This is a genomic window from Amycolatopsis sp. NBC_00345 (genome assembly GCF_036116635.1).
In the GTDB taxonomy this organism is placed as follows: domain Bacteria; phylum Actinomycetota; class Actinomycetes; order Mycobacteriales; family Pseudonocardiaceae; genus Amycolatopsis.
Window position 1 is genome coordinate 213,376 of sequence record NZ_CP107995.1, and the last position, 26,297, is coordinate 239,672.

23 protein-coding genes and 1 pseudogene are annotated in these 26,297 nt (G+C 70.9%); 15 read left to right on the top strand and 9 right to left on the bottom strand.

Features of this window, described 5'->3' with window-relative positions; translation table 11 throughout:
• Nucleotides 1–303 precede the first annotated feature (303 nt).
• Both OG943_RS01010 and OG943_RS01015 read right to left on the bottom strand, forming a co-directional pair.
• Nucleotides 304–1,530, bottom strand: coding sequence for an MFS transporter (locus OG943_RS01010; RefSeq protein ID WP_328607750.1), 1,227 nt, complete (start codon nucleotides 1,528–1,530; stop codon nucleotides 304–306).
• Between the two features lie 181 nt (nucleotides 1,531–1,711).
• A complete protein-coding gene (locus tag OG943_RS01015; protein WP_328607751.1) occupies nucleotides 1,712–2,077 on the bottom strand; it encodes a hypothetical protein in 366 nt (121 codons plus the stop codon).
• Between the two features lie 165 nt (nucleotides 2,078–2,242).
• On the opposite strand from OG943_RS01015, the pseudogene OG943_RS48270 reads away from it, so the two are divergent.
• Nucleotides 2,243–3,034: pseudogene (locus OG943_RS48270) on the top strand (ATP-binding protein); the annotation flags it as partial.
• Nucleotides 3,035–3,116: 82 nt separating this feature from the next.
• Nucleotides 3,117–3,914 carry an nSTAND1 domain-containing NTPase gene (locus OG943_RS01025; protein WP_328607753.1) on the top strand — a complete coding sequence of 266 codons (798 nt, stop codon included), beginning with the start codon at nucleotides 3,117–3,119 and terminating at the stop codon, nucleotides 3,912–3,914.
• A 14-nt stretch (nucleotides 3,915–3,928) separates the two neighbouring features.
• On the opposite strand, the gene OG943_RS01030 is transcribed toward OG943_RS01025, so the two are convergent.
• Nucleotides 3,929–4,858 (bottom strand): TAXI family TRAP transporter solute-binding subunit, encoded by a 930-nt coding sequence (locus OG943_RS01030; protein ID WP_328607754.1) that lies wholly within the window; start codon nucleotides 4,856–4,858, stop codon nucleotides 3,929–3,931.
• A gap of 175 nt (nucleotides 4,859–5,033) precedes the next feature.
• On the opposite strand from OG943_RS01030, the gene miaB reads away from it, so the two are divergent.
• Nucleotides 5,034–6,515, top strand: a complete 1,482-nt coding sequence (gene miaB / locus OG943_RS01035; RefSeq protein WP_328607755.1) for a tRNA (N6-isopentenyl adenosine(37)-C2)-methylthiotransferase MiaB — start codon at nucleotides 5,034–5,036, stop codon at nucleotides 6,513–6,515.
• A 23-nt stretch (nucleotides 6,516–6,538) separates the two neighbouring features.
• The gene (locus OG943_RS01040) at nucleotides 6,539–6,988 is read left to right on the top strand and encodes an Rv2732c family membrane protein (protein ID WP_442874771.1); all 450 of its coding nucleotides are present in this window, start codon (nucleotides 6,539–6,541) and stop codon (nucleotides 6,986–6,988) included.
• 66 nt (nucleotides 6,989–7,054) lie between these two features.
• On the opposite strand, the gene OG943_RS01045 is transcribed toward OG943_RS01040, so the two are convergent.
• Entirely contained in the window at nucleotides 7,055–8,368 is a 1,314-nt protein-coding gene (locus OG943_RS01045; protein WP_328607757.1) for a DUF349 domain-containing protein, read from the bottom strand.
• A 218-nt stretch (nucleotides 8,369–8,586) separates the two neighbouring features.
• Between OG943_RS01045 and miaA the strand changes: the two genes are divergently transcribed.
• Complete coding sequence (miaA, locus tag OG943_RS01050; RefSeq protein WP_328607758.1) at nucleotides 8,587–9,507, top strand: tRNA (adenosine(37)-N6)-dimethylallyltransferase MiaA; 921 nt, start codon at nucleotides 8,587–8,589, stop codon at nucleotides 9,505–9,507.
• Nucleotides 9,508–9,516: 9 nt separating this feature from the next.
• A complete protein-coding gene (gene dapF / locus OG943_RS01055) occupies nucleotides 9,517–10,344 on the top strand; it encodes a diaminopimelate epimerase (protein ID WP_328607759.1) in 828 nt (275 codons plus the stop codon).
• A gap of 6 nt (nucleotides 10,345–10,350) precedes the next feature.
• On the opposite strand, the gene OG943_RS01060 is transcribed toward dapF, so the two are convergent.
• From OG943_RS01060 to OG943_RS01075, 4 genes are all read right to left on the bottom strand, one after another.
• A complete protein-coding gene (locus OG943_RS01060) occupies nucleotides 10,351–10,908 on the bottom strand; it encodes a hypothetical protein (protein WP_328607760.1) in 558 nt (185 codons plus the stop codon).
• Between the two features lie 103 nt (nucleotides 10,909–11,011).
• On the bottom strand, nucleotides 11,012–11,200 hold the full coding sequence (locus tag OG943_RS01065; protein ID WP_328607761.1) for a hypothetical protein: 189 nt from the start codon (nucleotides 11,198–11,200) through the stop codon (nucleotides 11,012–11,014).
• A 165-nt stretch (nucleotides 11,201–11,365) separates the two neighbouring features.
• Nucleotides 11,366–13,900, bottom strand: a complete 2,535-nt coding sequence (valS, locus tag OG943_RS01070) for a valine--tRNA ligase (RefSeq protein ID WP_328607762.1) — start codon at nucleotides 13,898–13,900, stop codon at nucleotides 11,366–11,368.
• A 9-nt stretch (nucleotides 13,901–13,909) separates the two neighbouring features.
• Entirely contained in the window at nucleotides 13,910–15,163 is a 1,254-nt protein-coding gene (locus OG943_RS01075; protein ID WP_328607763.1) for an MFS transporter, read from the bottom strand.
• Nucleotides 15,164–15,226: 63 nt separating this feature from the next.
• Between OG943_RS01075 and OG943_RS01080 the strand changes: the two genes are divergently transcribed.
• The 3 genes from OG943_RS01080 to OG943_RS01090 are packed head-to-tail and all read left to right on the top strand — an operon-like array spanning nucleotide 15,227 to nucleotide 18,266.
• Nucleotides 15,227–15,730: an ArsR/SmtB family transcription factor gene (locus tag OG943_RS01080; RefSeq protein ID WP_328607764.1), complete on the top strand. Its 504-nt coding sequence runs from the start codon at nucleotides 15,227–15,229 to the stop codon at nucleotides 15,728–15,730.
• 43 nt (nucleotides 15,731–15,773) lie between these two features.
• On the top strand, nucleotides 15,774–17,207 hold the full coding sequence (gene hflX / locus OG943_RS01085) for a GTPase HflX (protein WP_328607765.1): 1,434 nt from the start codon (nucleotides 15,774–15,776) through the stop codon (nucleotides 17,205–17,207).
• A 54-nt stretch (nucleotides 17,208–17,261) separates the two neighbouring features.
• A complete protein-coding gene (locus OG943_RS01090; protein ID WP_328607766.1) occupies nucleotides 17,262–18,266 on the top strand; it encodes a hypothetical protein in 1,005 nt (334 codons plus the stop codon).
• A gap of 190 nt (nucleotides 18,267–18,456) precedes the next feature.
• Here OG943_RS01090 and lexA read toward each other — a convergent pair whose 3' ends face one another.
• Complete coding sequence (gene lexA, locus OG943_RS01095) at nucleotides 18,457–19,173, bottom strand: transcriptional repressor LexA (RefSeq protein ID WP_328607767.1); 717 nt, start codon at nucleotides 19,171–19,173, stop codon at nucleotides 18,457–18,459.
• 327 nt (nucleotides 19,174–19,500) lie between these two features.
• Here lexA and OG943_RS01100 point away from each other — a divergent pair, with 327 nt between their 5' ends.
• The 6 genes from OG943_RS01100 (at nucleotide 19,501) to OG943_RS01125 (ending at nucleotide 26,285) form a co-directional block, all read left to right on the top strand.
• Entirely contained in the window at nucleotides 19,501–20,007 is a 507-nt protein-coding gene (locus OG943_RS01100; protein ID WP_328607768.1) for a LysM peptidoglycan-binding domain-containing protein, read from the top strand.
• An 891-nt stretch (nucleotides 20,008–20,898) separates the two neighbouring features.
• Complete coding sequence (gene nrdR, locus OG943_RS01105) at nucleotides 20,899–21,390, top strand: transcriptional regulator NrdR (RefSeq protein ID WP_328607769.1); 492 nt, start codon at nucleotides 20,899–20,901, stop codon at nucleotides 21,388–21,390.
• 40 nt (nucleotides 21,391–21,430) lie between these two features.
• A complete protein-coding gene (locus OG943_RS01110) occupies nucleotides 21,431–24,256 on the top strand; it encodes a vitamin B12-dependent ribonucleotide reductase (protein ID WP_328607770.1) in 2,826 nt (941 codons plus the stop codon).
• Nucleotides 24,257–24,432: 176 nt separating this feature from the next.
• Nucleotides 24,433–24,849 (top strand): type II toxin-antitoxin system HicB family antitoxin, encoded by a 417-nt coding sequence (locus tag OG943_RS01115; RefSeq protein WP_328607771.1) that lies wholly within the window; start codon nucleotides 24,433–24,435, stop codon nucleotides 24,847–24,849.
• Between the two features lie 65 nt (nucleotides 24,850–24,914).
• Complete coding sequence (locus tag OG943_RS01120; protein WP_328607772.1) at nucleotides 24,915–25,274, top strand: cytotoxic translational repressor of toxin-antitoxin stability system; 360 nt, start codon at nucleotides 24,915–24,917, stop codon at nucleotides 25,272–25,274.
• 186 nt (nucleotides 25,275–25,460) lie between these two features.
• Nucleotides 25,461–26,285, top strand: a complete 825-nt coding sequence (locus OG943_RS01125) for a S1 family peptidase (RefSeq protein ID WP_328607773.1) — start codon at nucleotides 25,461–25,463, stop codon at nucleotides 26,283–26,285.
• Nucleotides 26,286–26,297: the final 12 nt, after the last annotated feature.

Genomic DNA, 26,297 nt, shown 5'->3' on the forward strand with positions numbered 1-26,297 from the left:
GCGAGGGTTCCCGGCAGGTTGGTGTAGGTGAGTAGTGCTGTTGCTTCGGCGATGTTCAGGTACGAGGCGGGCGCGCTGGTGCCGGGGATGGCCGGGTAGTAGATGTCCGTCATCAACTGCCCGGACTGCGAAGACCACGGATCGGTGCGTGCCGGGTCGGTCAGGTGCAGGGTGCCGCGACGGCAGGGGCGGCCGCGCCGAGGGAAACGATCGCCGCGGCGGCGGACACTGCGCCCAGCGTTGTTCGCCAGATCATCGTCATGGTGACGACTCTTCCGGCCGCCACCCGCCGCGACATCCGGGCTAACCCTGAACGGCCCCCTGAATTCCGCGCGGAATCCGCTCGCCGCCGGAACGGGCGAGCAGGGTGATCACCGCCGCGACCACGGTGACCGCCGTCGTGACGAGTGCGGTCACCGTCCAGCCGACCCGCTCGACCGCGGCCGCGCCGAAAGCCGTGCCGAGACTTCCCCCGGCGAAGTAGACGACCATGTAGGCGCTGTTGAACCTCGCCGGTGCGCCCGGCTCGATGGCGAGAACCGTGCTCTGGTTCGCGACCTGGGCGGCGAACAGGCCCGCGTCGAACAGGGCCAGGCAAACCAGCGTCGACACGGTGCTCGAGAGGGCGAAGGCAAGCACAGCACCGGCGAGGCCGGCGAGACACAGGCCGCAGAGAATCACCCGGCGGGCGCCCACCCGATCGGTCCACGCTCCCGCGACTCGTGTGGCGGCGATCCCCAGTATTCCGGCGAAAGCGTACAACCCGATGCGCTCCGCGGAGTACGAAAAAGGAGGCTCCGACAGGGCCACCGCGAGCCCGGACCAGACGGCGCAGAACGCGAAGAACCAGAGGGTGCCCCGCATCGCGGCGAGACGGAGAGCCGAGTACCGCCGGTACAGCCCGGGGATCGAGCGCAGGGTCGCGAGGTAACCGCGGTCAGTGGCGCCGGCCACCGGTGGAATCACGAACAGCACTGTCACGGCGATGGCCGCGCACGCACCGGCGAAGACCCCCAGCATCCCTCGCCAGCCGATCAGGTCGGCCAGCCAGCCACCGGCGATCCGGCCGCCGAGAACCCCGGCCGAGATCCCCGCGGTGACGATTCCCAGCGAAGTGGCCCGCCGGTCCGCACTCGCCAGCCTGCCGACCACCGAGCTCAGCCCGGCGCCGGCCGACGAGCAGGCACCGACCACGCCGAGAACCAGGCCGAGCAGCCAGACCTGGCCGACGGCCGCGTTCAGCGCCAGAGCCGCGGCGAGCGCGCCGAACTGCGCGGACAGGACGTGGCGCGGGGAAAGCTGGTCAACGAGCGGAACCAGCAGGGCGAGCCCGCACAGGTAGCCGATCGGGCCGCAGGCCAGCGCCACGCCGACGGAGGCGAGCGACGTGCCCAGCGCGCCACCGACCTCGGCGATGGCGGGTTGCAACGGGTAGAGGGCCGCTGTGCCGACTGCCGCGGCGAGCGAGATGAATCCGACCACGGGGCCTCGGACAAGTCCCGCGGAAGGCGGGGTGATTTCGGTTTGCACGAGCCGAGCGTAGGAAGCACGGCAGGGCGGGCGCTGGCAGGAAATCGCCGTGACCCTTGGGAAATCCGTGAAGCGGGTCCCGGCTCTCGCTGCCCGTGGGCGCATTGATCGGCGAAGCTGCGGCACGACGGGAGGGCCCTCCCCGTGCGGAGAGGGCCCTCGGTTCCGGTGTCTCAGCGGATCACTGGTCGTACCAGCCGAACGCGGTGAGCGTGCCCGCGCCGGAGCAGTTGCCGCCGAAGGCCCAGTAGCCCGGCCCCTGCGCCGGCCCGTACCGGACGCTGCCGTCCGAGCAGCGGGTCACGGCGCCGCTGCGGCCGGAGTCGACCCGCACGTTGGCCGTCCACCGGTTGCTGTCGTGATAGGTGGTCACGAAGCTCGATACGTGGTCCGGCTGAACCCCGCCCGGGCTCGGGTACACGAGGTGCTCGTGCACAGTCGGCGCCGCCGTGGCCGCCGAGGCCGTGCCCGCCAGTGCCACGGAGCCGACAACGGCCGCCGCCCCCGCGACCACGACCCCGATCCGGGTGAACTTGGTGTTCTTCATATGCGTAACTCCCCCTGCTGTATTCAATGTGAATTTGTTTCTGGTCGGCCGGCTGGATCCGATCGGCCTCGTCCCTGTCTAGTGCGTTGGGGTTGTTCGCGGTGGAGTGCTGGACAGCGAACGACAAACTCCGAACAATGGGATTCGCCTGAGGGGGGTGGCGTCATGCCAAAGCGCGAGCGTCCGCTTGTCGCGGATGGGGGAGTTTTGTCGCAGTTCGCGGTGGATCTGCGGAAACTGCGGGAGAAAGCGGGAAGTCCGCCGTATCGGGAGCTGGGCCGGAGAGCGCATTACGCGGCCGGGACGCTATCCGACGCGGCGGCGGGCCGGAAGCTGCCGACGCTGGCGGTGACCAGGGCTTATGTTCGGGCGTGCGAGGGTGACGTCGCCGAATGGGAAGAGCGTTACCGGGCAGCCGTCGCCGAACTCGGCGTGGCCAATGGATTACCTAAAGTCACTGCGGAGCCGTTTCCCGGAGACCCGGCGTTCGAACCGGACGACGCCCATCGGTTCTTCGGCCGGGAGGATGTTGTCGCGCGGTTGGCCGGAATGGTGGATTCGGAGCGTTTCCTGGTCGTTTCCGGTGCTTCCGGAGCCGGGAAATCGTCGGTACTCCGGGCCGGTCTCGTCGCACGAATACGTGCGTACGGGGCCGGGCCGGTAATCCTGATGACCCCCGGGCGGCTTCCGCTCGAGGAATGCGCGGCGCGGCTGGCGGCGCTGACCGGGGAACCGGCGGGGCGGGTGCGCGCCGGGCTCGCAGCCGATCCCGCGAATCTGCACCGGTATGCCCGGCGGGCCGTGACCGGACCGGACGCGGAGCTGCTGATCGTCCTCGATCAGTTCGAAGAAGTGTTCACCCGGTGCCGAGCCGGCGGCGAGCGAGACGCGTTCCTGGCGGCACTCGGCCAGGCGGCGCGGAATCCGGACAGCCGGGTCCGGGTCGTCCTGGGCGTCCGAACGGATTTCCTGGCGCGGTGCGCCGTGGTTCCCGGACTGGCCGGCGTGCTGAGCGCGGCACAGGTGCGGGGTCGGCCCGATGACCACCGAGCAGCTGCGCTCGGCGATCGTGCGGCCCGCCGCCGAAGCGGGCCACCGGGTGGAGAACGCGTTGCTGGCCACGCTCATGGCCGAAACGGCGCGGCAGCCCGGCGCGCTCCCGCTGGTTTCCAGAGCGCTGAGGGAAACGTGGCGGCACGGCGGAGCGCTGACGCTGGAGGCGTATCGCGCGGCCGGCGGGATCACCCGGTCGCTGGTGCGCGTCGCCGAAGACGTCTACGACGAGTTCGACGACGTCCAGCGGGCCATCGCCCGTGATCTCTTCGCACGCCTGACCGAGCCGGGCGAAGACGCCGACGACACCGCGCGTCACGTCCACCGCCGTGAGCTGGACAGCGGCCCGGACCTGGACGTCGTGCTCGAGCGCCTGGTCCGCGCGCGGCTGGTCACCGTGGACGCCGACGGCCTGGACGTCGCCCACGACGCGCTCATCCGCGGCTGGCCGCGGCTGCGTGGCTGGCTGGCCACCGACCGGCCCGGCCTCGCCGTGCACCGGAGGCTGACCGAGGCCACCGGCCTGTGGGAGGAGGCGAACGGCGATCCGGCCGTGCTGTACCGGGGCGCGCGGCTGGAATTCGTGCTGGCGTGGTCGGCGCGGGCGAGGCTGACCGGCCGGGAACGCCGGTTCCTCGAAGCGGGCGTCGCGGTGCGCGATGCCGAGGAACGCCGGGGCCGTGAACGGGCGCGAAGGTTCCGGCGGCTCGGCGCAGCGGCCGTCGCTTCGGGCGCGCTCGCCGTCGCCTCGACGGTCGCGGCGGTGTTATGGCGGCCGAGCTGACCTCTCCGGGGCGGTTAGGTCTTCACGCTCCGGTAGTAACTGAGCGCGCCCGGGTGCAGTGGCAGCGGCTCGGTCTCGATGCCCGGGTGCACGTCGATCGACAGGGCCGCGCGGTTGGCCGCGGCCAGCGCCGGGCGCGCGTCGAACAGGCCGCGGGTGAGGGCTTCGGCGACGGCGTCCGACATCGAGGTGGGCACGACCAGGAAGTTGGGCACCACCAGCGTGGTCACCGGGCCGGGCTGGTTGTAGGTGCTGCCGGGGATCGTCGCGGTGCCGTAGACCGAGCTGAAGGCCTGCATGCCGGGCATCAGGGCGGACATGTCGAGCAGCCGCAGGCCGACCTTCTCCGTGTACTGCGTGATCAGCGGCGTCGGCAGGCCGCCGGACCAGAACAGGGCATCGACGGTGTGGTTCTCCAGCGCTTTCAGCGAGTCGTCCAGGCTCAGCTGCTGCACGGTGACCGAGTCCTGCAGCCCGGCGACCTGCAGCACGCGCTCCGCGATGTACTCCACGCCCGACTCCGGCGAGCCGACGGCGATGTGGTGCCCCTTCAGCATCGGCACCGAGGTGTACGGCGAGTCCGCGCGCACCACGATGTGCAGGTAGTCGTCATGGATGCGGGCCAGCGCGGCCAGCTTGCCGGGTTTCGCGGCGGCGGCCTCGGCGGCGAGGTCGGCGGCCACGAACGCGACGTCGGCCCCACCCGACTCCACGCGGTTGAGGTTGTCGCGCGAGCCCTGCGTCGACAACACGGTGGGCCGTTCGATCCCCAGGTCGGCGGCCCACGCGTCGGCGAGCGGCTGGGCGAGGTCGCTGTACACGCCACCCTGCGAGCCCGTCGCGATGCGCAGCCGCAGCCCCGAGAAGCTCGGGCCGCAGCCGGCCAGCAGCGCGCCGGCCGCCACCACCGCGACCGCGACCGCCGCCATCCGCCTCCACCGCATGGGGCGATCGTGCCAGACGCGGGGCCGGGAGCACGAAGACCGCCACGATGGGCCCCAGTGACGGTGGAACGGGGCGGTTACCCGCGGTTGAGCCGGTCATAACCGCCCCGTGAAGCGGGAACGGCGAGGTGGGCGCCGGTTTTGCCGAGGCGGGCGAGGGTTACGCTGGCCGGTGATGAACGCGCGCACTTATCAGATCCGCACCTTCGGCTGCCAGATGAACGTGCACGACTCCGAACGGCTCGCCGGCCAGCTCGAAGAGGCCGGTTACGTCGCGGTGGACGGCGTGGCGAAGCCGGACCTGGTCGTGTTCAACACCTGCGCGGTCCGGGAGAACGCGGACAACAAGCTGTACGGCTCCCTCGGCCACATGCGGCCGGACAAGACCGCGAACCCGGACATGCAGATCGCCGTCGGCGGGTGCCTGGCGCAGAAGGACCGCGGCGAGATCGTCAAGCGGGCGCCGTGGGTCGACGTGGTGTTCGGCACGCACAACATCGGCTCGCTGCCGGCGCTGCTGGAGCGCGCGCGGCACAACGCCGAGGCCGAGGTCGAGATCCTCGAGTCGCTGGAGACGTTCCCCTCGACGCTGCCCGCGCGCCGCGAATCGTCCTACGCGAGCTGGGTGTCGGTTTCGGTCGGCTGCAACAACACCTGCACGTTCTGCATCGTGCCGTCCCTGCGCGGCAAGGAGCGCGACCGCCGGCCGGGCGAGATCCTGGCCGAGGTCGAGGCGCTCGTCGCCGAGGGCGTGCTCGAGGTGACCCTGCTGGGGCAGAACGTGAACTCCTACGGCGTCGAGTTCGGCGACCGGCTCGCGTTCGGCAAGCTGCTGCGCGCCTGCGGCGGGATCGACGGGCTGGAGCGCGTGCGGTTCACCTCGCCGCACCCGGCCGCGTTCACCTCCGACGTGATCGACGCCATGGCCGAGACGCCGAACGTCTGCCACCAGCTGCACATGCCGCTGCAGTCCGGCTCCGACCGCGTGCTGCGCGAGATGCGCCGGTCCTACCGCTCCGCGCGGTACCTGAAGATCCTCGAAGAGGTGCGCGCCGCGATGCCGGACGCCGCCATCACCACCGACATCATCGTCGGCTTCCCCGGGGAGACCGAGGAGGACTTCCAGGCGACGCTGGACGTGGTGCGCGAGGCGCGGTTCTCCAGCGCGTTCACCTTCCAGTACTCCCTGCGCCCCGGCACGCCGGCCGCCACGATGGCGGACCAGCTGCCGAAGGCGGTCGTGCAGGAGCGCTACGAGCGTCTCGCCGAGCTGCAGGACGAGATTTCCTGGGCGGAGAACAAGAACCTGGTCGGCCGCCGGGTGGAGCTGCTGGTCGCCTCGGGCGAGGGCCGCAAGGACGCCGAGACGCACCGGATGAGCGGCCGCGCCCGCGACGGGCGGCTGGTCCACTTCACACCCGCCGGGTCCGCTGTGGACGGTTCCGTGCGCCCGGGTGACGTGGTGGAGGCCGTGATCAGCTACGGCGCCCCGCACCACCTGGTCGCGGACGGCGACCTGCTGACGCACCGCCGCACCAGGGCGGGCGACAACGCCGAAGCCGGTCTTCGGCCCAAGACGAGCGGGGTCACGCTGGGACTGCCGGGCTTCGGAGCCCCGGCGGCGCAGCCCGCCCCGGTGAGTGGGTGTGCGCTGTGACCGAACCGGGAACGTCCGCCGAGGTGGGCCCGCAGCTGACCGAGGAGATCGACGAGGCGGGCCAGCGGGCCTCGCGCACGGTCGAGCTGGGCCGGCGCGGCTTCACTATCGCCGTGTTCATCTTCGTGCTGCTGGTCGCGCTGATCCTGCCCTGGGTGGGCGAGCACCGCGGCTACCAGGTGCTGGCCGGCCAGGGCGGCGGCATCCCGCAGCTGTTCGCCGCGACGTCCACGGTGATCGGCGTGCTGGCCGGCGCGGTCGGGCTGGTGACGCGCCGCTGGTGGGTCTCCTGGTGCTGCGCCGCGGGCGGCTGGTTCGCCTCGGTCGACGGCCTGCTCGCGGTCTGGTCCCAGCAGTCCGCCCACGCTTCCGGCGCGGCCGGCGGCGGCCCTGGCATCGGCCTGCTGATCGCCTGGGCGGCCACGATCGTGCTCGCGACGCTGTGGATGCGCACCGCGTTCTCCCGCGCCTGAACAGACTCGTGAGTGTTTATGACGGTTCTAACCGTCATAAACACTCACGAGCCTTCGCGTAACGGGTCAGCGGTCGGCGACCGCGGCCTCCGCCGCCTGCAGCCATTCGCGCCACTGCGCGGCCTGGTCGTCGGCCTTCTTCGCCCGGCGCTCGTCACCCGCGGCGCGGGCCTTCTCGGCCTGGGACTCGAACTGCTCGACGCGCTCGCGGAACTGCGCGGCGCGCGCCTGCGCCTCCGGGTCCGTGCGGCGCCAGCGGCTGTCCTCGGCGGACTTCACCGCGTCCTGGACCGCCTTCAGCCTGCCGTCCAGCTCGCGGATGCGCTCGCGCGGCACCTTGCCGATGTCGTCCCACTGCTCCTGGATCTTGCGCAGCGCGTTCTTCGCGGCCTCGAAGTTCGCCGCCACGTCGATCTTCTCGGCCTCGACCAGCAGCTCCTCCTTGCGCGCGGCGTTGCCGGAGAACTCGGCGTCGCGCTCGGAGAACACCGAGGAGCGGCGGGCGAAGAACGCGTCCTGCGCCGCGCGGAAACGCTGCCAGAGCGCCTCGTCGCTGTCCTTCGGCGCGCGGCCGGCGGCCTTCCACTCGGTCATCAGGTCCTTGTAGCGGCCCGCGGTGGTGCCCCAGTCATCGGACTCGGCCATCGACTCGGCCTCCGCGATCAGCTCTTCCTTGCGCTGCTTCGCGGTCGCCCGCTGCTTGTCCAGCTCGGCGAAGTGCGAGCCGCGGCGACGGTTGAACCCCTCGCGCGCCTTGGAGAACCGCTTCCACAGCTCGTCGTCGGTCTTGCGGTCGACACCCTTGACGGTCTTCCACTCGTCCAGGATCGAGCGAAGCCGGTCGCCCGCGGCCTTCCACTGCGTCGACTCGGCGGCGATCTGCTCGGCCTCCTCGGCCAGCGCCTGCTTACGCGTGACGGCGGCCGCGCGGGCCTCTTCGCGCTCCTGCTTGACGTTGGCCAGCGCCTTCTCGGCCACCCCGATCACGTACTCGAGGCGGGCGCCCAGCGCGACCAGGTCCCCGACCACGGCCGACTCGGCCAGGCCGTCGCGCAGCTGCGTGGCGGTGGAGAGCGCGTGCTTCGGGTCCCCGGCGCCGGAGTGCAGCCGGGTCTCCAGCAGCTCGACCTCGGTGCGGACGTCGTCGAAGCGGCGGGCGTAGTGGACCAGTCCCTCTTCCGGGCTGCCGGCCTGCCAGACCCCCACCGCCCGCTCGCCGTCGGCGGTGAAGACGAAGACAGCGCCCTCGGCGTCGACCCGGCCCCAGGTGGACGGGGCCGGCTCGGCGGGCGGCACGGGCGGTGCGGTGTGCCCGCCGCCGTGCGCGTGCGGCACCGGGTGCGGCGCCGGGGTGCCGGTAGACGTGTTCTCCTGGGCCATCGCAGGCTCCTTATCGCCTGTACGCCCGCTGGTGCGGGCGCCCCGCCGTGCGGCGGGGCCGGGTTACGCGTAGTGCTCCGGGGGCATGGGGCCCCAGCGGCATTCAAGCAGCTCAGCGTCGACCGTGGTACCGGCTGAGTCACCCGAAGCCAGTGATCCTACTTCTCCGGGACGCTCCGTGTCCGCAGGCGCTACCCGTCCAGGTAGCGTCAACCGGCGTGATCAGCCCTGCTCAGCCGCTCCGTCCGGTGGCCGTCGTCGGCCCCACCGCCACCGGGAAGACGGCGCTGGCCGTCGAGCTGGCCCTGGCGCTGGGCGGCGAGGTCGTCAACGCCGACGCGCTGCAGCTCTACCGCGGCATGGACATCGGCACCGCGAAGGCCACCGAGCAGGAGCGGCGCGGGGTGCCGCACCACCTGCTCGACGTCCTCGACGTCACCGAAACCGCCTCCGTCGCCGCCTACCAGCGCGACGCCCGGCAGCGGATCGAGGACGTGCTGGCCGCGGGCCGCGTCCCGGTGCTGGCCGGCGGCTCGGGCCTGTACGTCCAGGCGGTGCTCGACGACCTGCGGTTCCCCGGCACGGACCCGGCCGTGCGGACCCGGCTCGACGCGGAGGCGGCGGAGTTCGGCACCGCCTCGCTCCACACCCGGCTGGGGGAGCGCGACCCGGCCGCGGCCGCCGCGATCCTGCCGACCAACACCCGCCGGATCGTGCGCGCGCTGGAGGTCATCGAGATCACCGGCGAGCCGTTCTCGGCCAACCTGCCGAAGCCGGGGCCGGCGCGTTACGGGACCGTGCTGGTCGGCGTCGACCGCGAGGCCGCCGAGCTGGACGAGCGCGTCGACCTGCGGGTGGAGCGGATGTTCGCGGCCGGGCTCGTCGACGAGGTGCGGGAGCTGGCCGGGCGCGGGCTGCGCGAAGGGAAGACCGCTTCGCGTGCGCTCGGCTACCAGCAGGTGCTCGCGGAGCTGGACGGTGAAGGGGACTTCGAGGCGGCCGCCGCGTCGACCGCGCAGGCCACCCGGCGCTTCGTCCGGCGGCAGCGCTCCTGGTTCCGCCGGGACAAACGGATCCAGTGGTTCGACGGCGCTTCCGGCGAGCTGGCCGCACGCGTACTCGACGTCCTCGGCCGGTAACCTGGAGCCATGGGCGGCATCGAGTTTCTCAAGGGGCACGGCACACAGAACGACTTCGTGCTGCTGCCCGACCCGTCCGGCCGCCTCGACCTCACACCGGCCAGGGTGGCTGCGCTGTGCGACCGGCAGCGCGGGCTGGGCGCGGACGGCGTGCTGCGTGTCGTCCGGTCGGGCGTGGCGGGCCTGGATTCCGCGGGCGAGTGGTTCATGGACTACCGCAACGCGGACGGCTCGATCGCGGAGATGTGCGGCAACGGCGTGCGCGTGTTCGCGCGGTACCTGGTGGAAGCGGGCCTGGCCGAGGACGGCGAGTTCACCGTCGGCACCCGCGCGGGCGACCGTCCGGTGGTGGTCCACCCGGACCGCTCCGTGACCGTCCACATGGGACCGGCGACGATCACCGGCACGTCGGTCACGGTGGTGGCGGGCCGCCCGTTCTCCGGCGTGGCCGTGGACGTGGGCAACCCGCACCTGGTCTCGGTCCTCGACGACGACGTGGCGGACCTCGACCTGGAGCACCAGCCCGACTTCGACCACGACTTCTTCCCCGCCGGGGTGAACCTCGAGTTCGTCAACCTGCTGGGTGACGGCGCGCTGCGGATGCGCGTCCACGAGCGCGGCGTGGGGGAGACGCGCGCCTGCGGCACCGGCACGGTCGCCGCCGTGGCCGCCGCCCTGCACCTCGCGGGCACCGACACGGGCTCCTCGACGGTCGACATCCCGGGCGGCCGCGTGGTGGTCACCGTGGCCCGCGGCGCGTCCACCCTGACCGGCCCCGCGGAGATCGTCGCCCGCGGCGAACTCGACGAAGCCTGGTGGGCCGCCGCCGGCGCGTGAGCGCTTTCACCAGTTGTGGAGCGCCTTTGCGCTGTCGTGGGGGTCGCCGTCGGCAGGGCGGGTGATCTGGTAGCCGAGGCCGGTCAGCACTTCGGCGGCGTCTCGCGGCATGTCTCGCACCGTGGCCCTCAGCTGCAGACGGCGCCATCGCTCGCGTCCCTCGTGCACGGCGCGCTCCCAGCCTTGCCGGGCGTCCAGCCGGAAGTCCCGGATGAGGAATTCGGCGACATCTTCAAGACAAGGGCGGAAACGCGCTCCACCGGTGGGGAAGTGGAGGGCGGCCAGTTCGTGCGGCTTGGTGTGACCGGCCTGCGACAGCAGATGTGAGAGTGCCCCACGGTGGGCATGAACCTGGAGGTGGGACGACGGTTTGGATCGAGCCTGCCGATCGTAGTCATATCGGAAAACCGGCGTCCGGTCGATGATCGCGTTGAGCTTGAAGACGGACTGGTCGACAGCCAGGTACTGCTCCGTGCTGTCGAGACAGAAACGCTGGACCACATGAAGTTCGGCGAGTTCCTGGCCTCCGCCCGTCAGCACGATGGGCGGGATCTTGACGACCACTCGATCGCCGTGGCTTTCGACACTCGGCCCGGGGACGTTGTCGAAGCAGGCACGAAGAAGCGACTCGGTTTCAGCGGTGAACCGAGCGACTTCACCCGGCAGATCAGGACTTGTCATCGCCCAGCAGGAACGCGATGTTGCGTAGTTCGTCCCAGACGTTCCACTCGTCACCGACGAGCCTGAATGATTGGGCGCGGTCCGCGAAGGTCTGAAGGTCCATGCCCACCTTTGACAGCAGGTCGTCCCTTCGCTGCAGCAACTGGCCAGTGGAGACTTCTTCGGTGCGCGTCATCAGTGCCTCCCGTCCTTTGCTCCATCATCGACACCAGCCCCGACAATTAGGTCGCACCGGAGCTTCTCAAGCCTGGAAGTCACCCTAAAGGCGTAGCCACCAGGCCTCGATGCCACGAAGGCTGGTGGGCCGCCGCCGGCGCGTGAGCACCGGCGGCGGCCGCCGTCAGGAGCCGATCGTCACCTCGACCGCCAGGTCGCCCTCGCCGGAGCGGGTGCTGACCGAGGCGACCGTGCCCGCGGTGCGGATGTCCGCCTCGATGGCGCCGAAACCGGTGAGCACGTCGGGCTGGGCGGTCACCGTCAGGGATTCCACGCCTGCGCGCATCGACACCTTCGCGTCGGTCTTCGCGCGCCGCACCGCCGCGATCACCGAGCCCGCCAGCGTGAGCAGAGCCGGGTCGCCGTCGACCGGGACCGGGGCGGGCCAGGGCGCGCGGTGCACCGAGCCCTCCTGCCACCACGACCAGACCTCCTCCGTCGCGTACGGCAGGAACGGCGCGAACAGCCGCACCACAGCGGAAAGCGTCGTGGCGAGCGCCGCCCGCGCGGACTGCGCCGCCGCCTCGCCGCGGTCGCCGTACGCGCGGCCCTTCACCAGCTCCACGTAGTCGTCGCAGAACGTCCAGAAAAACGTCTCGCTCAGCTGCAGCGCCCGCGCGTAGTCGAGCGCCTCGAACGCCGCCGTCGCCTCAGTGACGACCGACGAAAGCGCCGCCAGCACCGAACGGTCCAGCGGCTCCGAAGCCACCGCCTCGGCAGAAGGCAGCCCGAGGCCGAGCACGAACCGGCTCACGTTGAGCAGCTTCATCGCCAGCCGCCGGCCCACCTTCATCTGGCCCTCGTCCACGGCCGTGTCGACGCCGGGCCGCGCGCTCGCCGCCCAGTACCGCACCGCGTCCGAGCCGTACTTCTCCAGCAGGTCGGCCGGGGTGACGACGTTACCGACCGACTTCGACATCTTCTTGCGGTCCGGGTCGAGCACCCAGCCGGAGATCGCCGCCCGGCGCCACGGCAGCACGCCCTCCTCCAGCTCCGCGCGCACGGCCGTGGAGAACAGCCAGGTGCGGATGATCTCGTGCGCCTGCGGCCGCAGGTCGTACGGGAACACGCGGCGGAACAGGTCGTCGTCCAGTGTCCAGCGACCGGCGATCTGCGGCGTGAGCGACGACGTCGCCCAGGTGTCCATGACGTCCACTTCGGCGGTGAAGCCGCCCGGCACGTCACGCTGGTCCGCGGTGTAGCCCGGCGGCACGTCGGTGCTCGGGTCGACCGGCAGGCTCGTGTCGTCCGGCACCAGCACGGCGTCGTGGTCCGGCTCGCCGCCGGCGTCCAGCGGGTACCAGAGCGGGATCGGCACGCCGAAGAACCGCTGACGGCTGATCAGCCAGTCGCTCGTCAGGCCCTCGACCCAGCCGCGGTAGCGGACCTGCATGTGCGCGGGCACCCACTGCAACTCGGCGCCACGGTCGAGCAGCCGCGCGCGCAGCTCCTCGTCACGCCCGCCGTTGCGGATGTACCACTGGCGGCTGGTGACGATCTCGAGCGGCCGGTCGCCCTTCTCGTAGAACTTCACCGGGTGCGTGATCGGCCGCGGCTCGCCACGCAGCGCGCCCTTCTCCCGCAACAGGTCCACCAGGATCTGGCGTCCTGTGTGGACGGTCTTGCCCACGAGCGGCGCGTACGCCTCCGCCGGCACGTCACGCGGCGGCTCGGGCAGGAACCGGCCGTCGCGGCCGAGCACCGGCCGCGTCTCCAGCCGCAACGCGCGCCACCACGTCACGTCGGTCGTGTCGCCGAAGGTGCACACCATCGCGATGCCGGTGCCCTTCTCGGGATCGGCGAGGTGGTGCGCGTGCACCGGGACCTCGACGCCGAACACCGGCGTCCGCACGGTCTTCCCGAACAGCGGCTGGTACCGCTCGTCGTCCGGGTGCGCGACGAGCGCGACGCACGCGGGCAGCAGCTCCGGGCGCGTGGTGGAGATGAGCACCTCGGCGTCTTCGGCCGTGTGGAACACCAGGTCGTGGTACGCGCCGGGCCGCTCGCGGTCCTCCAGCTCCGCCTGCGCGACGGCGGTGCGGAACGTGACGTCCCAGAGCGTCGGCGCCTCGGACTGGTAAGCCTCGCCGCGCGCGAGGTTGCGCAGGAAGCCGCGCTGCGAGATCTGCGTCGTGGCCGGGTCGATGGTCTGGTACGCCGTGCTCCAGTCGACCGAAAGCCCGATCCGGCGCCAGACGTCCTCGAAGACCTTCTCGTCGGTCTCCGAAAGCTCCTGGCACAGCTCGACGAAGTTGCGCCGGGACACGGGAACGGCGTTCTTGCCCGGCTTCTCCGGCGGCCGGAAGCCCGGATCGTAGGGCAGCGAAGGCTCACAGCGCACGCCGAAATGGTTCTGCACACGGCGTTCCGTCGGCAGGCCGTTGTCGTCCCAGCCGATCGGGTAGAACACCTCGCGCCCGCGCATCCGGTGGTACCGCGCGACGAGATCGGTGTGGGTGTAGGAGAAAACGTGCCCGATGTGCAGCGAACCGCTCGCCGTCAGCGGAGGGGTGTCGATCGAGTAGACGTCCTCACGCGGCTTCGTGCGGTCGAATCGGTAGACGATGTCGCTCTCCCATACCGGTACCCACTTGGCCTCCAGACCGTCGACACCGACCTTGTCCGGGACTTGTGGGCTGGGGCTGGGAGTTGCGTTCATGGACCAACTCTAGGCGGGCGTCAAAGCGCCTTTCTCCGTGGCCGGGAGATCCCGCATCCGCCGCAGCGGCGAGCAGACGACCCACAGCGCGCCGCAGAGTTCGCCGATCACGGCGATCCACAGTGCGCCGGTCAGCCCGACGGTCTCGCCGAGCGCGCCGCCCAGCAGGCCGCCCAGCGGCATCGCGCCCCACACGACGAACCGCACGCTCGCGTTCATCCGGCCCAGCAGCCGGTCCGGCGTGATGGCCTGGCGGTAGGAGACCTGTGCGACGTTGTAGAGGATCACGCCGAACCCGGCCGCGGCCAGGCCGGACCCGGCGAGCGCCAGCCGCCAGCCGGGGGCGGCCAGCGGCACGAGCAGGTTGCCCGGCCAGACCAGCAGCGGGACCAGCCAGATCGACCGCGCCTGGCCGATCCGGCGGATGATCGCGCCCGAGCACAGCGCGGCGAGGATGCCGCCGACTCCGCCGACGGCCAGCAGCACGCCGACCGCCGCCGGGGGCAGCCCGGCCGTGCGCGTCAGGAACAGCACCTGCACGGCCTGCGCGGCGGCGCCGAACAGGTTCGCGGTGGCGGTGCACGCGACGATCGCGCGCAGCGGCTTGTCGGCGAACACGAACCGCATGCCCTCGCCGATCTGCGGCAGCAGGCGCTCCTGCCCGGTGCGCTCCGGCACGGACTCGACGGTGCGGATCCGCCACAGGCACAGCGCGGAGACGAGGTAGCCGAGGCCGGTCGTCAGCACAGTGCTGGCCGCGCCGATGACCTGGACCAGCACACCGGCCGCGCTCGGTCCGGCGATCTGCGCCGTGGACTGGACGGCCTGCAGCTTCGCGTTGCCCTCCAGCAGGTGTTCGCGGCCCACCAGCGCGGGCAGGTACGCCTGGTACGCGACGTCGAAGAACACCGTCGCCAGGCCGGTCAGCAGCACCACGACGAGCAGCTGCAGCATCGTCAGCACGCCCGCCCACCAGGCCACCGGGATGCTCAGCATCAGCACGGCGCGCACCACGTCGGCAGTCAGCATCACCGGCCGGCGCGGCAGCCGGTCCACCCACACGCCGGCGGGCAGCCCGAGCAGCAGGAACCCCAGCGTCTCGGCCATGGTCAGCAGGCCCATCTCGAACGGCGTGGCCGCCAGCGTCACGGCCGCCAGCAGCGGGACCGCCGTGATGCCGACGAACATCCCGAGCTGGCTCGCGGTGTCCCCGGCCCACAGCCGGCGGAAGTCCGCGTGGAAGAAGAGCGAATCCCTACTCACCCGAAAGAGTGTCTTCGAGTGATTGGAAAGTGTCAATCACTTAACCCTCCTTAGGCTGTGGGCGTGCCGACGAAACGACGTCCCTCGACCGAGGCCGAGGCCGCCGCGCTCGCGTCCGGAATACGCCTGCGCATCATCCGGTTGACTTCTTTCGAGGCCATGACCAACAAGGAGCTGGCCGGGCGGCTGGGCCGCGACCCGGCGACGACACTGCACCACGTCCGCAAGCTGGTGGAGACCGGCTTCCTGGCCCCGCAGGAGCCGCGGCGGGGGACCCGCGGCGCGAAGGAGATCCCCTACCTTTCGACCGGGCTGTCCTGGCTGCTCGAACACGACGCCGAGACGGCGCCGGTCATCCGGGCGATGCTCGAGGCCTACCTGGCGGAGCTGGCCGAGGCCGAGCCCGGCGAGGTGGACTCCTCCCGGCTGGTCTTCCAGGTCCCGCCCGAGGACGTCGAAGAGTTCAAGAACCGGCTGGGCGACCTGCTGGACGAGTTCCGCCACCGCCCCGACGCACCCGGCCAGGACCGCACCGCGGTCTACGTTTCGATCTATCCGAGCAGGTAATCCACTCGGCTCCCGCGTGGAATCGTGGGAGCATGGAGGCACGATGACAGAACTGACACACGAAGACCACTACGAGGAAGACCCGTCCACCGGCGAAATGGAGCTCGAGGACCGCGCCTCGCTCCGCCGGGTAGCGGGGCTCTCCACCGAGCTCGCGGACGTCACCGAGGTCGAGTACCGGCAGCTGCGGCTGGAGCGGGTCGTCCTGGTCGGCGTGTGGGCAGGCGGCACGGCCGAGCAGAACGACGCCTCGCTCGCGGAGCTGGCCAGGCTGGCCGAGACCGCGGGCTCCGAGGTGCTCGAAGGCCTGGTCCAGCGGCGCGTGCAGCCCGATCCGGCCACGTACATCGGCTCCGGCAAGGTGCGGGAGCTGCGTGACGTGGTCATCGCGACCGGCGCCGACACGGTGATCTGCGACGGGGAGCTCTCGCCCGGCCAGCTGCGCCAGCTCGAGGAGAAGGTCAAGGTCAAGGTGATCGACCGGACCGCCCTGATCCTCGACATCTTCGCGCAGCACGCCAGCTCCAAGGAGGGCAAGGCGCAGGTCGAGCTGGCCCAGCTGCAGTACCTGATCCCCAGGCTGCGCGGCTGGGGCGCGTCGCTGTCCCGGCAGGGCGGTGGCCGCGCCGGCGGCGCGAACGGCGGCGTGGGCCTGCGCGGTCCCGGTGAGACCAAGCTCGAGACCGACCGGCGGCGGATCAACAAGCGCGTGTCCAAGCTGCGCCGCGAGATCGCCGCGATGGACACCATCCGCGAGACCAAGCGCGGCCGGCGCGTGGCCAACGAGGTGCCCAGCGTGGCCATCGTCGGCTACACCAACGCCGGCAAGTCGAGCCTGCTCAACGCGCTGACCGGCGCGGGCGTGCTGGTCGAGGACGCGCTGTTCGCCACCCTGGACCCGACCACCCGGCGGGCGCAGACGGCGGACGGGCGCACGTTCACCCTCACCGACACCGTCGGCTTCGTGCGGCACCTGCCGCACCAGCTGGTGGACGCGTTCCGCTCGACGCTGGAGGAAGCGGCCGACGCCGACCTGCTGGTGCACGTCGTCGACGGCGCCGACCCGGCGCCCGAAGAGCAGGTGAACGCCGTGCGCGAGGTGCTCGCGGAGATCACCGGCACCCGCAAGGAGCCGCTCCCGCCGGAGCTGCTCGTGATCAACAAGGCCGACGCGGCCGACCAGGTCACCCTGGCCCGGCTGCGGCACCAGCTGGCCGGCTCCGTGCTGGTCTCCGCGCGCACCGGCGCGGGCATCCCGGAGCTGGCCGAGGTGCTGGCCGACCGGCTCCCGCGCCCGGAGGTGGTGGTCGACGCGCTTGTCCCGTACACGCGGGGTGAGCTCGTGGCCCGCGCCCACGCGGACGGCGAGGTGCTGGAAGAGGAGCACGTCGCCGACGGCACCCGGCTGCTCGTGCGGGTCCACCCGGACCTCGCGGCCGCGTTGCGCCAGTTCGAGACCAACTCCTCACCCCGCTAGCGCGTCTTCCGTAGTGTGCGGTTGATCCCGGCCGCGCACTACGGAGGTGAGCTGGTGCGAGTCGTCCTCGCGGTGGCGGCGTTTTTCCTGCTGATCGGCGCCTTGCCCGCCTCGGCCGCGGCACCGCCCGCGCCCGAAACGGTGTGCCAGGTGACGGATCCGCGCGTGACCGAGCTTTCGGGCCTGGTCTCCGACGGCACGCACTGGTATGCGATCAACGACGGCGGAACCAAGGTCCAGGTGTTCGTGCTGGACCGTTCGTGCGCCGTGCAGGACGTGCTTTCCGCGAGCAACGACCCGTACGACGTCGAGGACCTCGCCCGCGCGGCCGACGGAACGTTGTGGCTCTCGGACACCGGGGACAACAGCAACAAGCGGGCCACCGTGGCCCTGCTGGAGCTGAAGCCGTCCGGGGGCGCCGTGACGCTGCACCGGCTGACCTACCCGGACGGGCCGCACGACACCGAAGCCCTGTTGCTGGACCGGTCCGGCACGCCGTACCTGGTCACCAAGGACATCCTGGGCGACGCGAAGGTGTACCGCCCGAACGGCCCGCTCGCGACGCCCGGCCCGACCCCGCTGGAGCAGGTCGGCACGGTCACCATCCACACCACCGACACGAAGGGCGGCCCGGTGGGCGCCTTCGGCTCGGTGCTGGTGACGGGCGGCGCGACCAGCGCCGACGGCACCCTGGTCGCGCTGCGCACTTACACCGACGCTTACCTGTACGCCGCCCCGGACGGCGACGTCGCCGCGGCGCTGAAGGGCACGCCCGTCCGGGTCCCCCTGGCGGGGGAGAAACAGGGCGAGGCATTGGCTTTTGAGCCCGACGGCACGCTGTTGTCCGGCGGTGAAGGGGTCGGCCAGCCCATCCGCGCGGTGAAGAACGCCGCGTCGCTGGCTTCCGCTGCCGGAGCCCCGGCGGCCGGCGCGCCCCAGGGCGAGGCGGCGGCCGGTTCTTCGTCCGGCGGGGGAGTTTCCCCGCTCCCGGCGGCGGTGCTGGCGATCGTGGTGGTCTTCGGCGGCTGGTTGCTGGTGCGCAAGCTGCGCCGCCGCTGACGCCGGCGGGCCACGCGGCGCGGCCGGCTCCGCCCGCCCCGGATCTGTCTACTGAGGACAGTCACGCGGCGGTTCCGGCGCCGTCCCCCCAGAGACGGGCGCCGGTTCCGGCCGCGGCGGGCACCTCCGTCACCGCGGGTACGACCGAGGCCGGGCTTCCTCGTCGTCACCGCACGGCCGGAGGCCCGGTTCAGAGGCGGCGCAGGACCGCGACGACCTTGCCCAGGATCGTGGCGTCGTCGCCGGGGATCGGCTCGTACGCGTCGTTGTGCGGCATCAGCCAGATGTGGCCGTCCTTGCGCTTGAACGTCTTCACGGTGGCCTCGCCGTCGATCATCGCCGCGACGATCTCGCCGTTGTCGGCCGTCGGCTGCTGGCGGACGACCACCCAGTCGCCGTTGGTGATGGCCGCGTCGACCATCGAGTCCCCGGTGACGCTCAGCAGGAACAGCTCGCCCTCGCCGACGATCTCGCGCGGCAGCGGGAAAACATCCTCGATGGCCTGCTCCGCGAGCACCGGCCCGCCCGCGGCGATCCGGCCCACCAGCGGCACGTACGCCGCCTTCGGCATGGACGGCTGCTGGTCGATGTCGATGCCCATCGGGTTGTCGTCGGTGGTCGACAGCACGCCGACCGCGCGCGGCCGGTTCGCGTCCCGGCGCAGATAACCCTTGCGCTGCAACGCGCGCAGCTGGTGCGACACCGACGAGGTCGAGGTGAGCCCCACGGCCTCGCCGATCTCCCGGACGCTCGGCGGGTAGCCGAACCGGCTCACCCAGGTCCGGATCACGTCCAGCACCTGCTGCTGACGCACGGTGAGCGCGTCGTCCACGTCGTAGACCTCGGGAAGGGCGCTCACCTTGCCCGGGCCACCGGGCGTGGTGCCCGCCTTGCTCTCCTTGGCCACTGCGTTTCCTCCAGCCGTCCCGCGGCCGCCACGAGGGCGGGCCGCGCGTTCCGCGTGCGCCGGCCGGCACCCGCTGCTGCGGGCGCGCTCGCCGACGACATCTGCCCGGCAGATGTCCTGGTGACCGACGTTAGCCGTCAGTAACGACGATTTCAAACATCTGTTCGATCGACACGCCGTGTCCTCTCGATTTTGTCGGTGCGGGGTGGTAGACCTTCGCACGGGCGTTCGATAGAACGCCTGTTCGACCTAATCCACATCGTCGCCGGTGAGGGCGTCGCGCGGGGCTGGGTTCGAACCGAACAGCAGGTAACGAGGAGGTTCGCCATGTCGATCCTGGCCGACCGCGGGCTGGTCCGCCCGCTTCGCCCCGTCCGTCAGGTCGCCCCTGCCCGCCGCGACGTCGCGCCGGGCCCTTCCGCCCCGGCGCGAGTGGCGCGCGAGCGCCGCGGCGAGCCGCTGCGGCCACCGACCCGCGCGCGTGTCGTCGCGGGCCGCAAGGGCACCGCCGCCGCGTGCGCCGAGGCGCGCCGGCCAGCCGTCCGCTGGCCGTGGCTGCTCGCCATCGCCGCGGCCGCCTGCCTGGTGGTCACCGCTCTCGGTGTCTTCGGCGCGGGCGCACCGGGTGGCGCGGTCCCGTCCCGCACCGCTTCAGTGTCGGTCGAGCAGGGCGACACCCTGTCCGCGATCGCCGCCCGGTTCGCCCCCGACAGCGACCAGGATGCCGTGGTGACGCGCATCAAACAGCTCAACAACCTGGATGGCGCCGTCCTGACCCCAGGGCTGCCCCTCACCGTGCCGGTCGCCGGCGGCGGTGCCGGGCTGGGTTCCTGAACTCCGTGACGTTGTGACGGCTGTGCTGGATAGAGGCCGACGTGGGCGATCGTGGCGACGTGGGCATCTTCGCGTCGAGGAGAAGGCTGCCAATGGGTGGAGGAGAAGCTTGCCGATGGCGTGAGCTGCCGGGCCGGAGGTGGCTCGCGGGGGAGGTGTCCCAGCGATGGCGGCTCCTCTGATGGAGGACGGAGATGGTTCCTCTGATGGGGATAGCCCCATCAGAGATGGCTCGCCACCACGGAGGTGCTCCCCGGCAGTGGAGGCAGATCCACCGCCCGCCGGATTCTCCGCCTCGTGACCGCCCGGACTGCCACGACCGCCCGGCTACCACGACCGCCCGGGCTGCCGAGGCCACTCGGACTTTCTACGCCCACCGCGACTGCCCGGATCACTTCGACCGCCCGGACTGCCCGGACTACTCGGCGCGTCCTCTCCGACTCGGGTTGATGCCCGCCGCTCCGCAGCCCCGATTCCCCCGCGCCATCACAGCCCGGACCCGCCCCGCGCGCCCTCTCGGAACCAGCCGATGTTCGCCGCTCCACAGTCCCATCGCCCCAGCCCGTGACCGCCCGGATCCGTCCGGTCGCGGACCGGGCTCGGACGCCCGTCACCCTGTGGGGTCCTTCTTGCCCCGTGGCTTGCGTGCGGCCCCGGGGCGACCTAAGGTCTGCCCCTATATCTAGTAGTTACACCGCTGTAGTTGGTCCACAGGTTGGGGTAGACTCGGTGGCAGTTGTCCACAGCTGACCGGCGTTCACCCACCGGCTGTCCACATGTCGATCACCAGGCACGGGGCCGTGCGGGGTGGTCGTGACCCAGGCCGTAGCGTGGCGGCAGGGGCCGGGCGGCGAAGGAATCGGCCGGTGCGGAGGGGAAGGTGATCGGCGGATGAGGTGCCCGTTCTGCCGGCATGCGGACTCTCGGGTCGTCGACTCCCGAGAGGTGGATGAGGGTCAGGCGATCCGGCGGCGGCGCTCGTGTGCGCAGTGCGGCCGGCGCTTCACCACGTCGGAGACGATGGTGCTCGCCGTCGTCAAGCGGTCCGGCGTCACCGAGCAGTTCAGCCGGGACAAGGTCGTGAACGGCGTCCGCCGGGCGTGCCAAGGCCGGCCGGTCGACGACGACGCGCTGCAGAAGCTCGCGCAGCGCGTGGAGGAGTCGATCCGCTCCGCCGGGCTGGCGGAGATCCCGAGTCACGAGGTCGGCCTGGCGATCCTGGGCCCGCTGCGTGAGCTCGACGGGGTCGCCTACCTCCGGTTCGCCAGCGTCTACCGCTCGTTCTCCTCGGTCGAGGACTTCGAGAAGGAGATCTCCGACCTGCGCGAGGCCATGGCGGGTGCTGCTGCGGAAGAAGAAGGCGAGCGCGCCGAAGGCGATTGAGAGTCGCCGGCTGCGCGCGGGAGCAAGGGGATGAGACCCGATGACCGAAACCGTGGGAACCGGCGCAGCGACGGCCGGGCGTGGCAAGAAGAAGTCCAGTGGCGGCGGGCTGACCGTCGAGCGGGTCTTCACCACCGACGGCGTGCACCCGTATGACGAGGTCGCCTGGGAGCAGCGCGACGTCGTGATGACCAACTGGCGCGACGGCAGCGTGAACTTCGAGCAGCGCGGGGTCGAGTTCCCCGGCTCCTGGTCGGTCAACGCCACCAACATCGTCACCAGCAAGTACTTCCGCGGCGCGGTCGGTTCGCCGCAGCGCGAGAGCAGCCTCAAGCAGCTCATCGACCGCGTGGTGAAGACCTACGTCAAGGCCGCGGCCGACAACGCCTACTTCGCCACCCCGGGCGACCTCGAGGTCTTCGAGCACGAGCTCACCTGGATGCTGCTGCACCAGGTCTTCAGCTTCAACTCGCCGGTCTGGTTCAACGTCGGCACGGCGTCGAAGCAGCAGGTGTCCGCCTGCTTCATCCTGGCCGTCGACGACACGATGGAGTCGATCCTCAACTGGTACCGCGAGGAGGGCCTGATCTTCAAGGGCGGCTCCGGCGCGGGACTCAACCTCTCCCGCATCCGCTCCTCGAAGGAGCTGCTGACCTCCGGCGGCACCGCGTCCGGCCCGGTGTCGTTCATGCGCGGCGCCGACGCGTCCGCGGGCACGATCAAGTCCGGCGGCGCCACACGCCGCGCGGCGAAGATGGTCGTGCTCGACGTCGACCACCCGGACATCGAGGAGTTCATCCAGACCAAGGCGCGCGAAGAGGCGAAGATCAAGGTCCTCCGCGACGCCGGGTTCGACATGGACCTCTCCGGCGCCGACATCTCCTCGGTGCAGTACCAGAACGCCAACAACTCGGTCCGCGTCTCCGACGAGTTCATGCAGGCGGTCGAGACCGAGGGGCAGTTCGCCCTCCGCGCCCGGCTCACCGGCGAGGAGATCGAGCGCCTCGACGCGAAGAAGCTGTTCCGCACCCTGGCGCAGGCGGCGTGGGAGTGCGCCGACCCCGGCGTACAGTACGACGGCACGATCAACGACTGGCACACCTGCCCGGAGTCCGGCCGGATCACCGCGTCCAACCCGTGCAGCGAGTACATGCACCTGGACAACTCCAGCTGCAACCTGGCGTCGCTGAACCTGCTGAAGTTCGTCTCGGCCGAGGGCACGTTCGACGCGCCGCTGTTCGCGAAGGCCGTCGAGCTGGTCATCACCGCGATGGACGTCTCGATCTGCTTCGCCGACTTCCCGACCGACCCGATCGGCGAGACCACCCGCAAGTTCCGCCAGCTGGGCATCGGCTACGCCAACCTCGGCGCCCTGCTGATGGCGCTGGGCCACGCGTACGACTCCGAGGGCGGCCGGGCGCTCGCCGCGGCGATCACCTCGCTGATGACCGGGGTGTCCTACCGGCGTTCGGCCGAGCTGGCCAAGGCCGTTGGCGCGTATGAGGGTTATGCCCGCAACGCCGCGGCGCACCAGCGGGTGATGCGCAAGCACGCGGCGGCGAACGAGCTGGTCCGCACGCACCATTCGAACGACGCGGCGGTCCGCGCGCTGGCGAGCGAGGAGTGGCGGCGCGGCAACGAGCTGGGCGAGCGGCACGGCTGGCGCAACGCGCAGGCCTCGGTGCTCGCGCCCACCGGCACCATCGGCTTCATGATGGACTGCGACACCACGGGCATCGAGCCGGACTTCTCGCTGGTGAAGTTCAAGAAGCTCGTCGGCGGCGGCTCGATGCAGATCGTCAACCAGACGGTGCCGCGCGCGCTCGAGGTGCTGGGCTACCCGGGCGAGCAGGTCGAGGCGATCGTCGAGTACGTGGCGCAGCACGGCCACGTGGTCGACGCGCCGGGCCTGCGCCCCGAGCACTACGAGGTGTTCGACTGCGCGGTCGGCGAGCGCTCGATCGCGCCGATGGGCCACGTCCGGATGATGGCCGCGGTGCAGCCGTTCCTGTCCGGCGCCATCTCCAAGACGGTGAACATGCCGGAGTCGGCCACCGTCGAAGAGGTCGAGGAAATCTACTTCCAGGGCTGGAAGCTGGGACTCAAGGCGCTCGCGATCTACCGCGACAACTGCAAGGTCGGCCAGCCGCTCTCCACCGGCAAGAAGAAGGAGGAGACGGCCGAGGCCGAGCCGGAGAAGGTCGTCGAGTACCGCCCGGTGCGCCGTCGCCTGCCGAAGAAGCGCCCGAGCCAGACGGTGTCCTTCACCGTCGGCGGCGCCGAGGGCTACCTGCACGCCGGCTCGTACCCGGACGACGGCCTCGGCGAGATCTTCGTGAAGCTCGGCAAGCAGGGCTCCACCCTGTCGGGCGTGATGGACGCGTTCTCGATGTCGATCTCGGTGGGCCTGCAGTACGGCATCCCGCTGGAGTTCTACGTCTCGAAGTTCTCCAACCTGCGCTTCGAGCCGGCGGGCATGACCGACGACCCGGACATCCGGATCGCGACCAGCGTGATGGACTACCTGTTCCGCCGCCTGGCCCTGGACTACCTGCCGTACGAGAAGCGTTCGCAGCTCGGCATCTTCACCGCCGACGAGCGCTCGGCCGAGGTCGAGGCGAACTACGGCGGGCAGAACGTGGACCTGGAAGCGTTGCGCACCAGCGTCGACTCGTCCTCGGCGCAGGTGGAGAAGTCCACTTCGGACTCTTCCCCGCGTGACGCGCAGAGCACGGCCGAGCTGATGGAACTCCACCTGGGCAAGGCCGCGGACGCGCCGCTGTGCATGACCTGCGGCACCAAGATGCGCCCCGCGGGCTCCTGCTACGCCTGCGAAGGCTGCGGCGCCACCTCCGGCTGCAGCTGAGAACATCTGACGGTAGGTGAAGTGGCTGGTCAGAGCCGGGGTGGCGGTTGCCGCCCCGGCTCTGCCATGTCTGTTCGTGGTTGCACTCAACGCAACATTCGCCAGCATAAGTACGTCACGTACTTGACGTACTTATGCTGGAAGGGCATCCTGGTGAGGATCACGGGGAGGCTGACATGTCTGCTGTCCACTACGACAGCTACACCGATGCGCGCGCACATCTGAAGGACTTGCTGGATGCCGCCGAGAAGGGGCGAGTCGCCACCGTTCGGCGTGACTCCGCAACGACCGCAGTTGTGGATGTCGAACGGCTGCGTCACTTCCTCGCGTCGATCGTTCCGTCGCACACCCAGGTCGTCCCAGAGGCCGGTGGTTGGTCGGTGTTCATTCCGGGGCTGCCGGTGGCTGCGGATGGCTCGTCGTTCGACGAGGCGGTCGACGAGATGGTCGACGCCCTGCGGGAGTATGCGCAGGATTGGCAGGAGCGTCTGCTGGATGCTCCGAACCACCGTGACAACTGGGGATTGGTGCAGCTGATCAGCTTCAGTGACGACGGGCAACTGCGTGACTGGCTTGTCGGTGCCGCGCGGTGACTTCGTGGCCGCAGCCAACCCGCAAGGATCACGAGACGTTCTGCCAGGCAGAGGAATGGCGCCGAGTGCGCGACGCTCGCGGGTGGACCGGAACGCATCACGTCACTTACGAACTCGATCTTGTCGACAGCAGGATTCTGCGTACTCGCATCTCGCACCCGGTGGACCGTAGCGGCTACGGACCGGGCATATGGAAGCACATTCTCCGCGATCAGCTCGAAGTGGAGGAACCTGTGTTCTGGTCGTGCGTGCAGGACGGCATCAAGCCGGCTCGCGGGACACCTGAGCCGCCGGCGCAGGCCCTGCCTGCCGACCTCGTGCACATGCTGATCTCGCGTGTCGGCCTCGACGAGGCCGAGGTGGCCGGGATGAGCAAGGGTGAGGCGGTCGCCAGGATTCAGAGCTACTGGACCGAGGGCGCCTGATCAGGCCGCAACTGGATGGATAGCGCACGGTACGAATAAGTGCCCTCCACCAGTGGAACATTTGACCGTGCGGAGCCAAATCGGGGGCTCGCCCTACCCAGAAGAGGCGTGCTGTCCGGATGTCCCCGTTGATCTTGATCGCGAAAACTGAGTGTGTCCGCATCTCCGAGTGAAGGGACACCCTCTGTGGTCAAGCTGAAGTCCGCGCGCCGGCGTACGGCGAGCGTCGTCGCGGTGGCGGTCGCCGGCGCGGTGTGCGCCACCCTGGTGACGGCCGGCAGCGCCGATGCCATCGTGAAGGGGCAGGACTCCGCGCAGCGCTACTCGTTCATGGCCTCGATCCCGGAGACGGTGAACGGGACCGGGCAGCACGGCGTCTGCGGGGCGTCCCTGATCGACCCCCAGTGGGTGGTGACGGCGGGGCACTGCGTGGACCCGAAACTGGTGACGCCGGACGGCACGATCCGTGTCGGCAGTGAGTTCCGGTCCTCCGGGGGCACGGTCCGCCACATCTCGAAGACGGTGACGAACCCCGGTTACCGGCTCAGCGGCGAGAAGCCGTACAACCAGAACGACATCGCGCTGATCAAGCTCGACCGTCCGGTCGCCGAGCGGCCCATCCGCATGGCCGCCCGGCCTGGCGCGCCCGGCACCCCGACCCGGCTCCTCGGCTTCGGCACCGTCCTCGACACCTACGACCTCTCCAAGGCGGCGTACGCGGAACGGCTCCAGGAACTCGACACGCGCCGTGGCGCCGACGCCGAGTGCGGCCCCGGCTACGCGGGCTGGAGCCGGTTGTGCACGATCAGCCCGAAGCCGGACGCCATGGCGTGCATCGGGGATTCCGGCGGCCCGCAGATCCGGCGCGGCTTCGACGGCCAGTGGGAACTGATCGGAACCACCTCGGGACCCGGCGACTCGCGTGCGACCTGCGCGGGCGGGCCGGGCCTCTACAGCAACGTGTCCGCCTTTTCGGGCTGGATCCGGCGGACGGTCCACGTGAACCGCTGAGCCGTCCGAACG

Excerpts from the sequence above, each read along its gene's own strand:
- valS (WP_328607762.1), bottom strand. The coding sequence starts at position 13,900 with ATGAACGCAACTCCCAGCCCCAGCCCACAAGTCCCGGACAAGGTCGGT.
- nrdR (WP_328607769.1), top strand. The coding sequence starts at position 20,899 with ATGAGGTGCCCGTTCTGCCGGCATGCGGACTCTCGGGTCGTCGACTCC.
- miaB (WP_328607755.1), top strand. The coding sequence starts at position 5,034 with ATGAACGCGCGCACTTATCAGATCCGCACCTTCGGCTGCCAGATGAAC.
- OG943_RS01110 (WP_328607770.1), top strand. The coding sequence starts at position 21,431 with ATGACCGAAACCGTGGGAACCGGCGCAGCGACGGCCGGGCGTGGCAAG.
- OG943_RS01025 (WP_328607753.1), top strand. The coding sequence starts at position 3,117 with ATGACCACCGAGCAGCTGCGCTCGGCGATCGTGCGGCCCGCCGCCGAA.
- OG943_RS01065 (WP_328607761.1), bottom strand. The coding sequence starts at position 11,200 with ATGACGCGCACCGAAGAAGTCTCCACTGGCCAGTTGCTGCAGCGAAGG.
- OG943_RS01015 (WP_328607751.1), bottom strand. The coding sequence starts at position 2,077 with ATGAAGAACACCAAGTTCACCCGGATCGGGGTCGTGGTCGCGGGGGCG.
- OG943_RS01100 (WP_328607768.1), top strand. The coding sequence starts at position 19,501 with ATGTCGATCCTGGCCGACCGCGGGCTGGTCCGCCCGCTTCGCCCCGTC.
- OG943_RS01030 (WP_328607754.1), bottom strand. The coding sequence starts at position 4,858 with ATGCGGTGGAGGCGGATGGCGGCGGTCGCGGTCGCGGTGGTGGCGGCC.
- hflX (WP_328607765.1), top strand. The coding sequence starts at position 15,774 with ATGACAGAACTGACACACGAAGACCACTACGAGGAAGACCCGTCCACC.
- dapF (WP_328607759.1), top strand. The coding sequence starts at position 9,517 with ATGGGCGGCATCGAGTTTCTCAAGGGGCACGGCACACAGAACGACTTC.
- OG943_RS01115 (WP_328607771.1), top strand. The coding sequence starts at position 24,433 with ATGTCTGCTGTCCACTACGACAGCTACACCGATGCGCGCGCACATCTG.
- OG943_RS01045 (WP_328607757.1), bottom strand. The coding sequence starts at position 8,368 with ATGGCCCAGGAGAACACGTCTACCGGCACCCCGGCGCCGCACCCGGTG.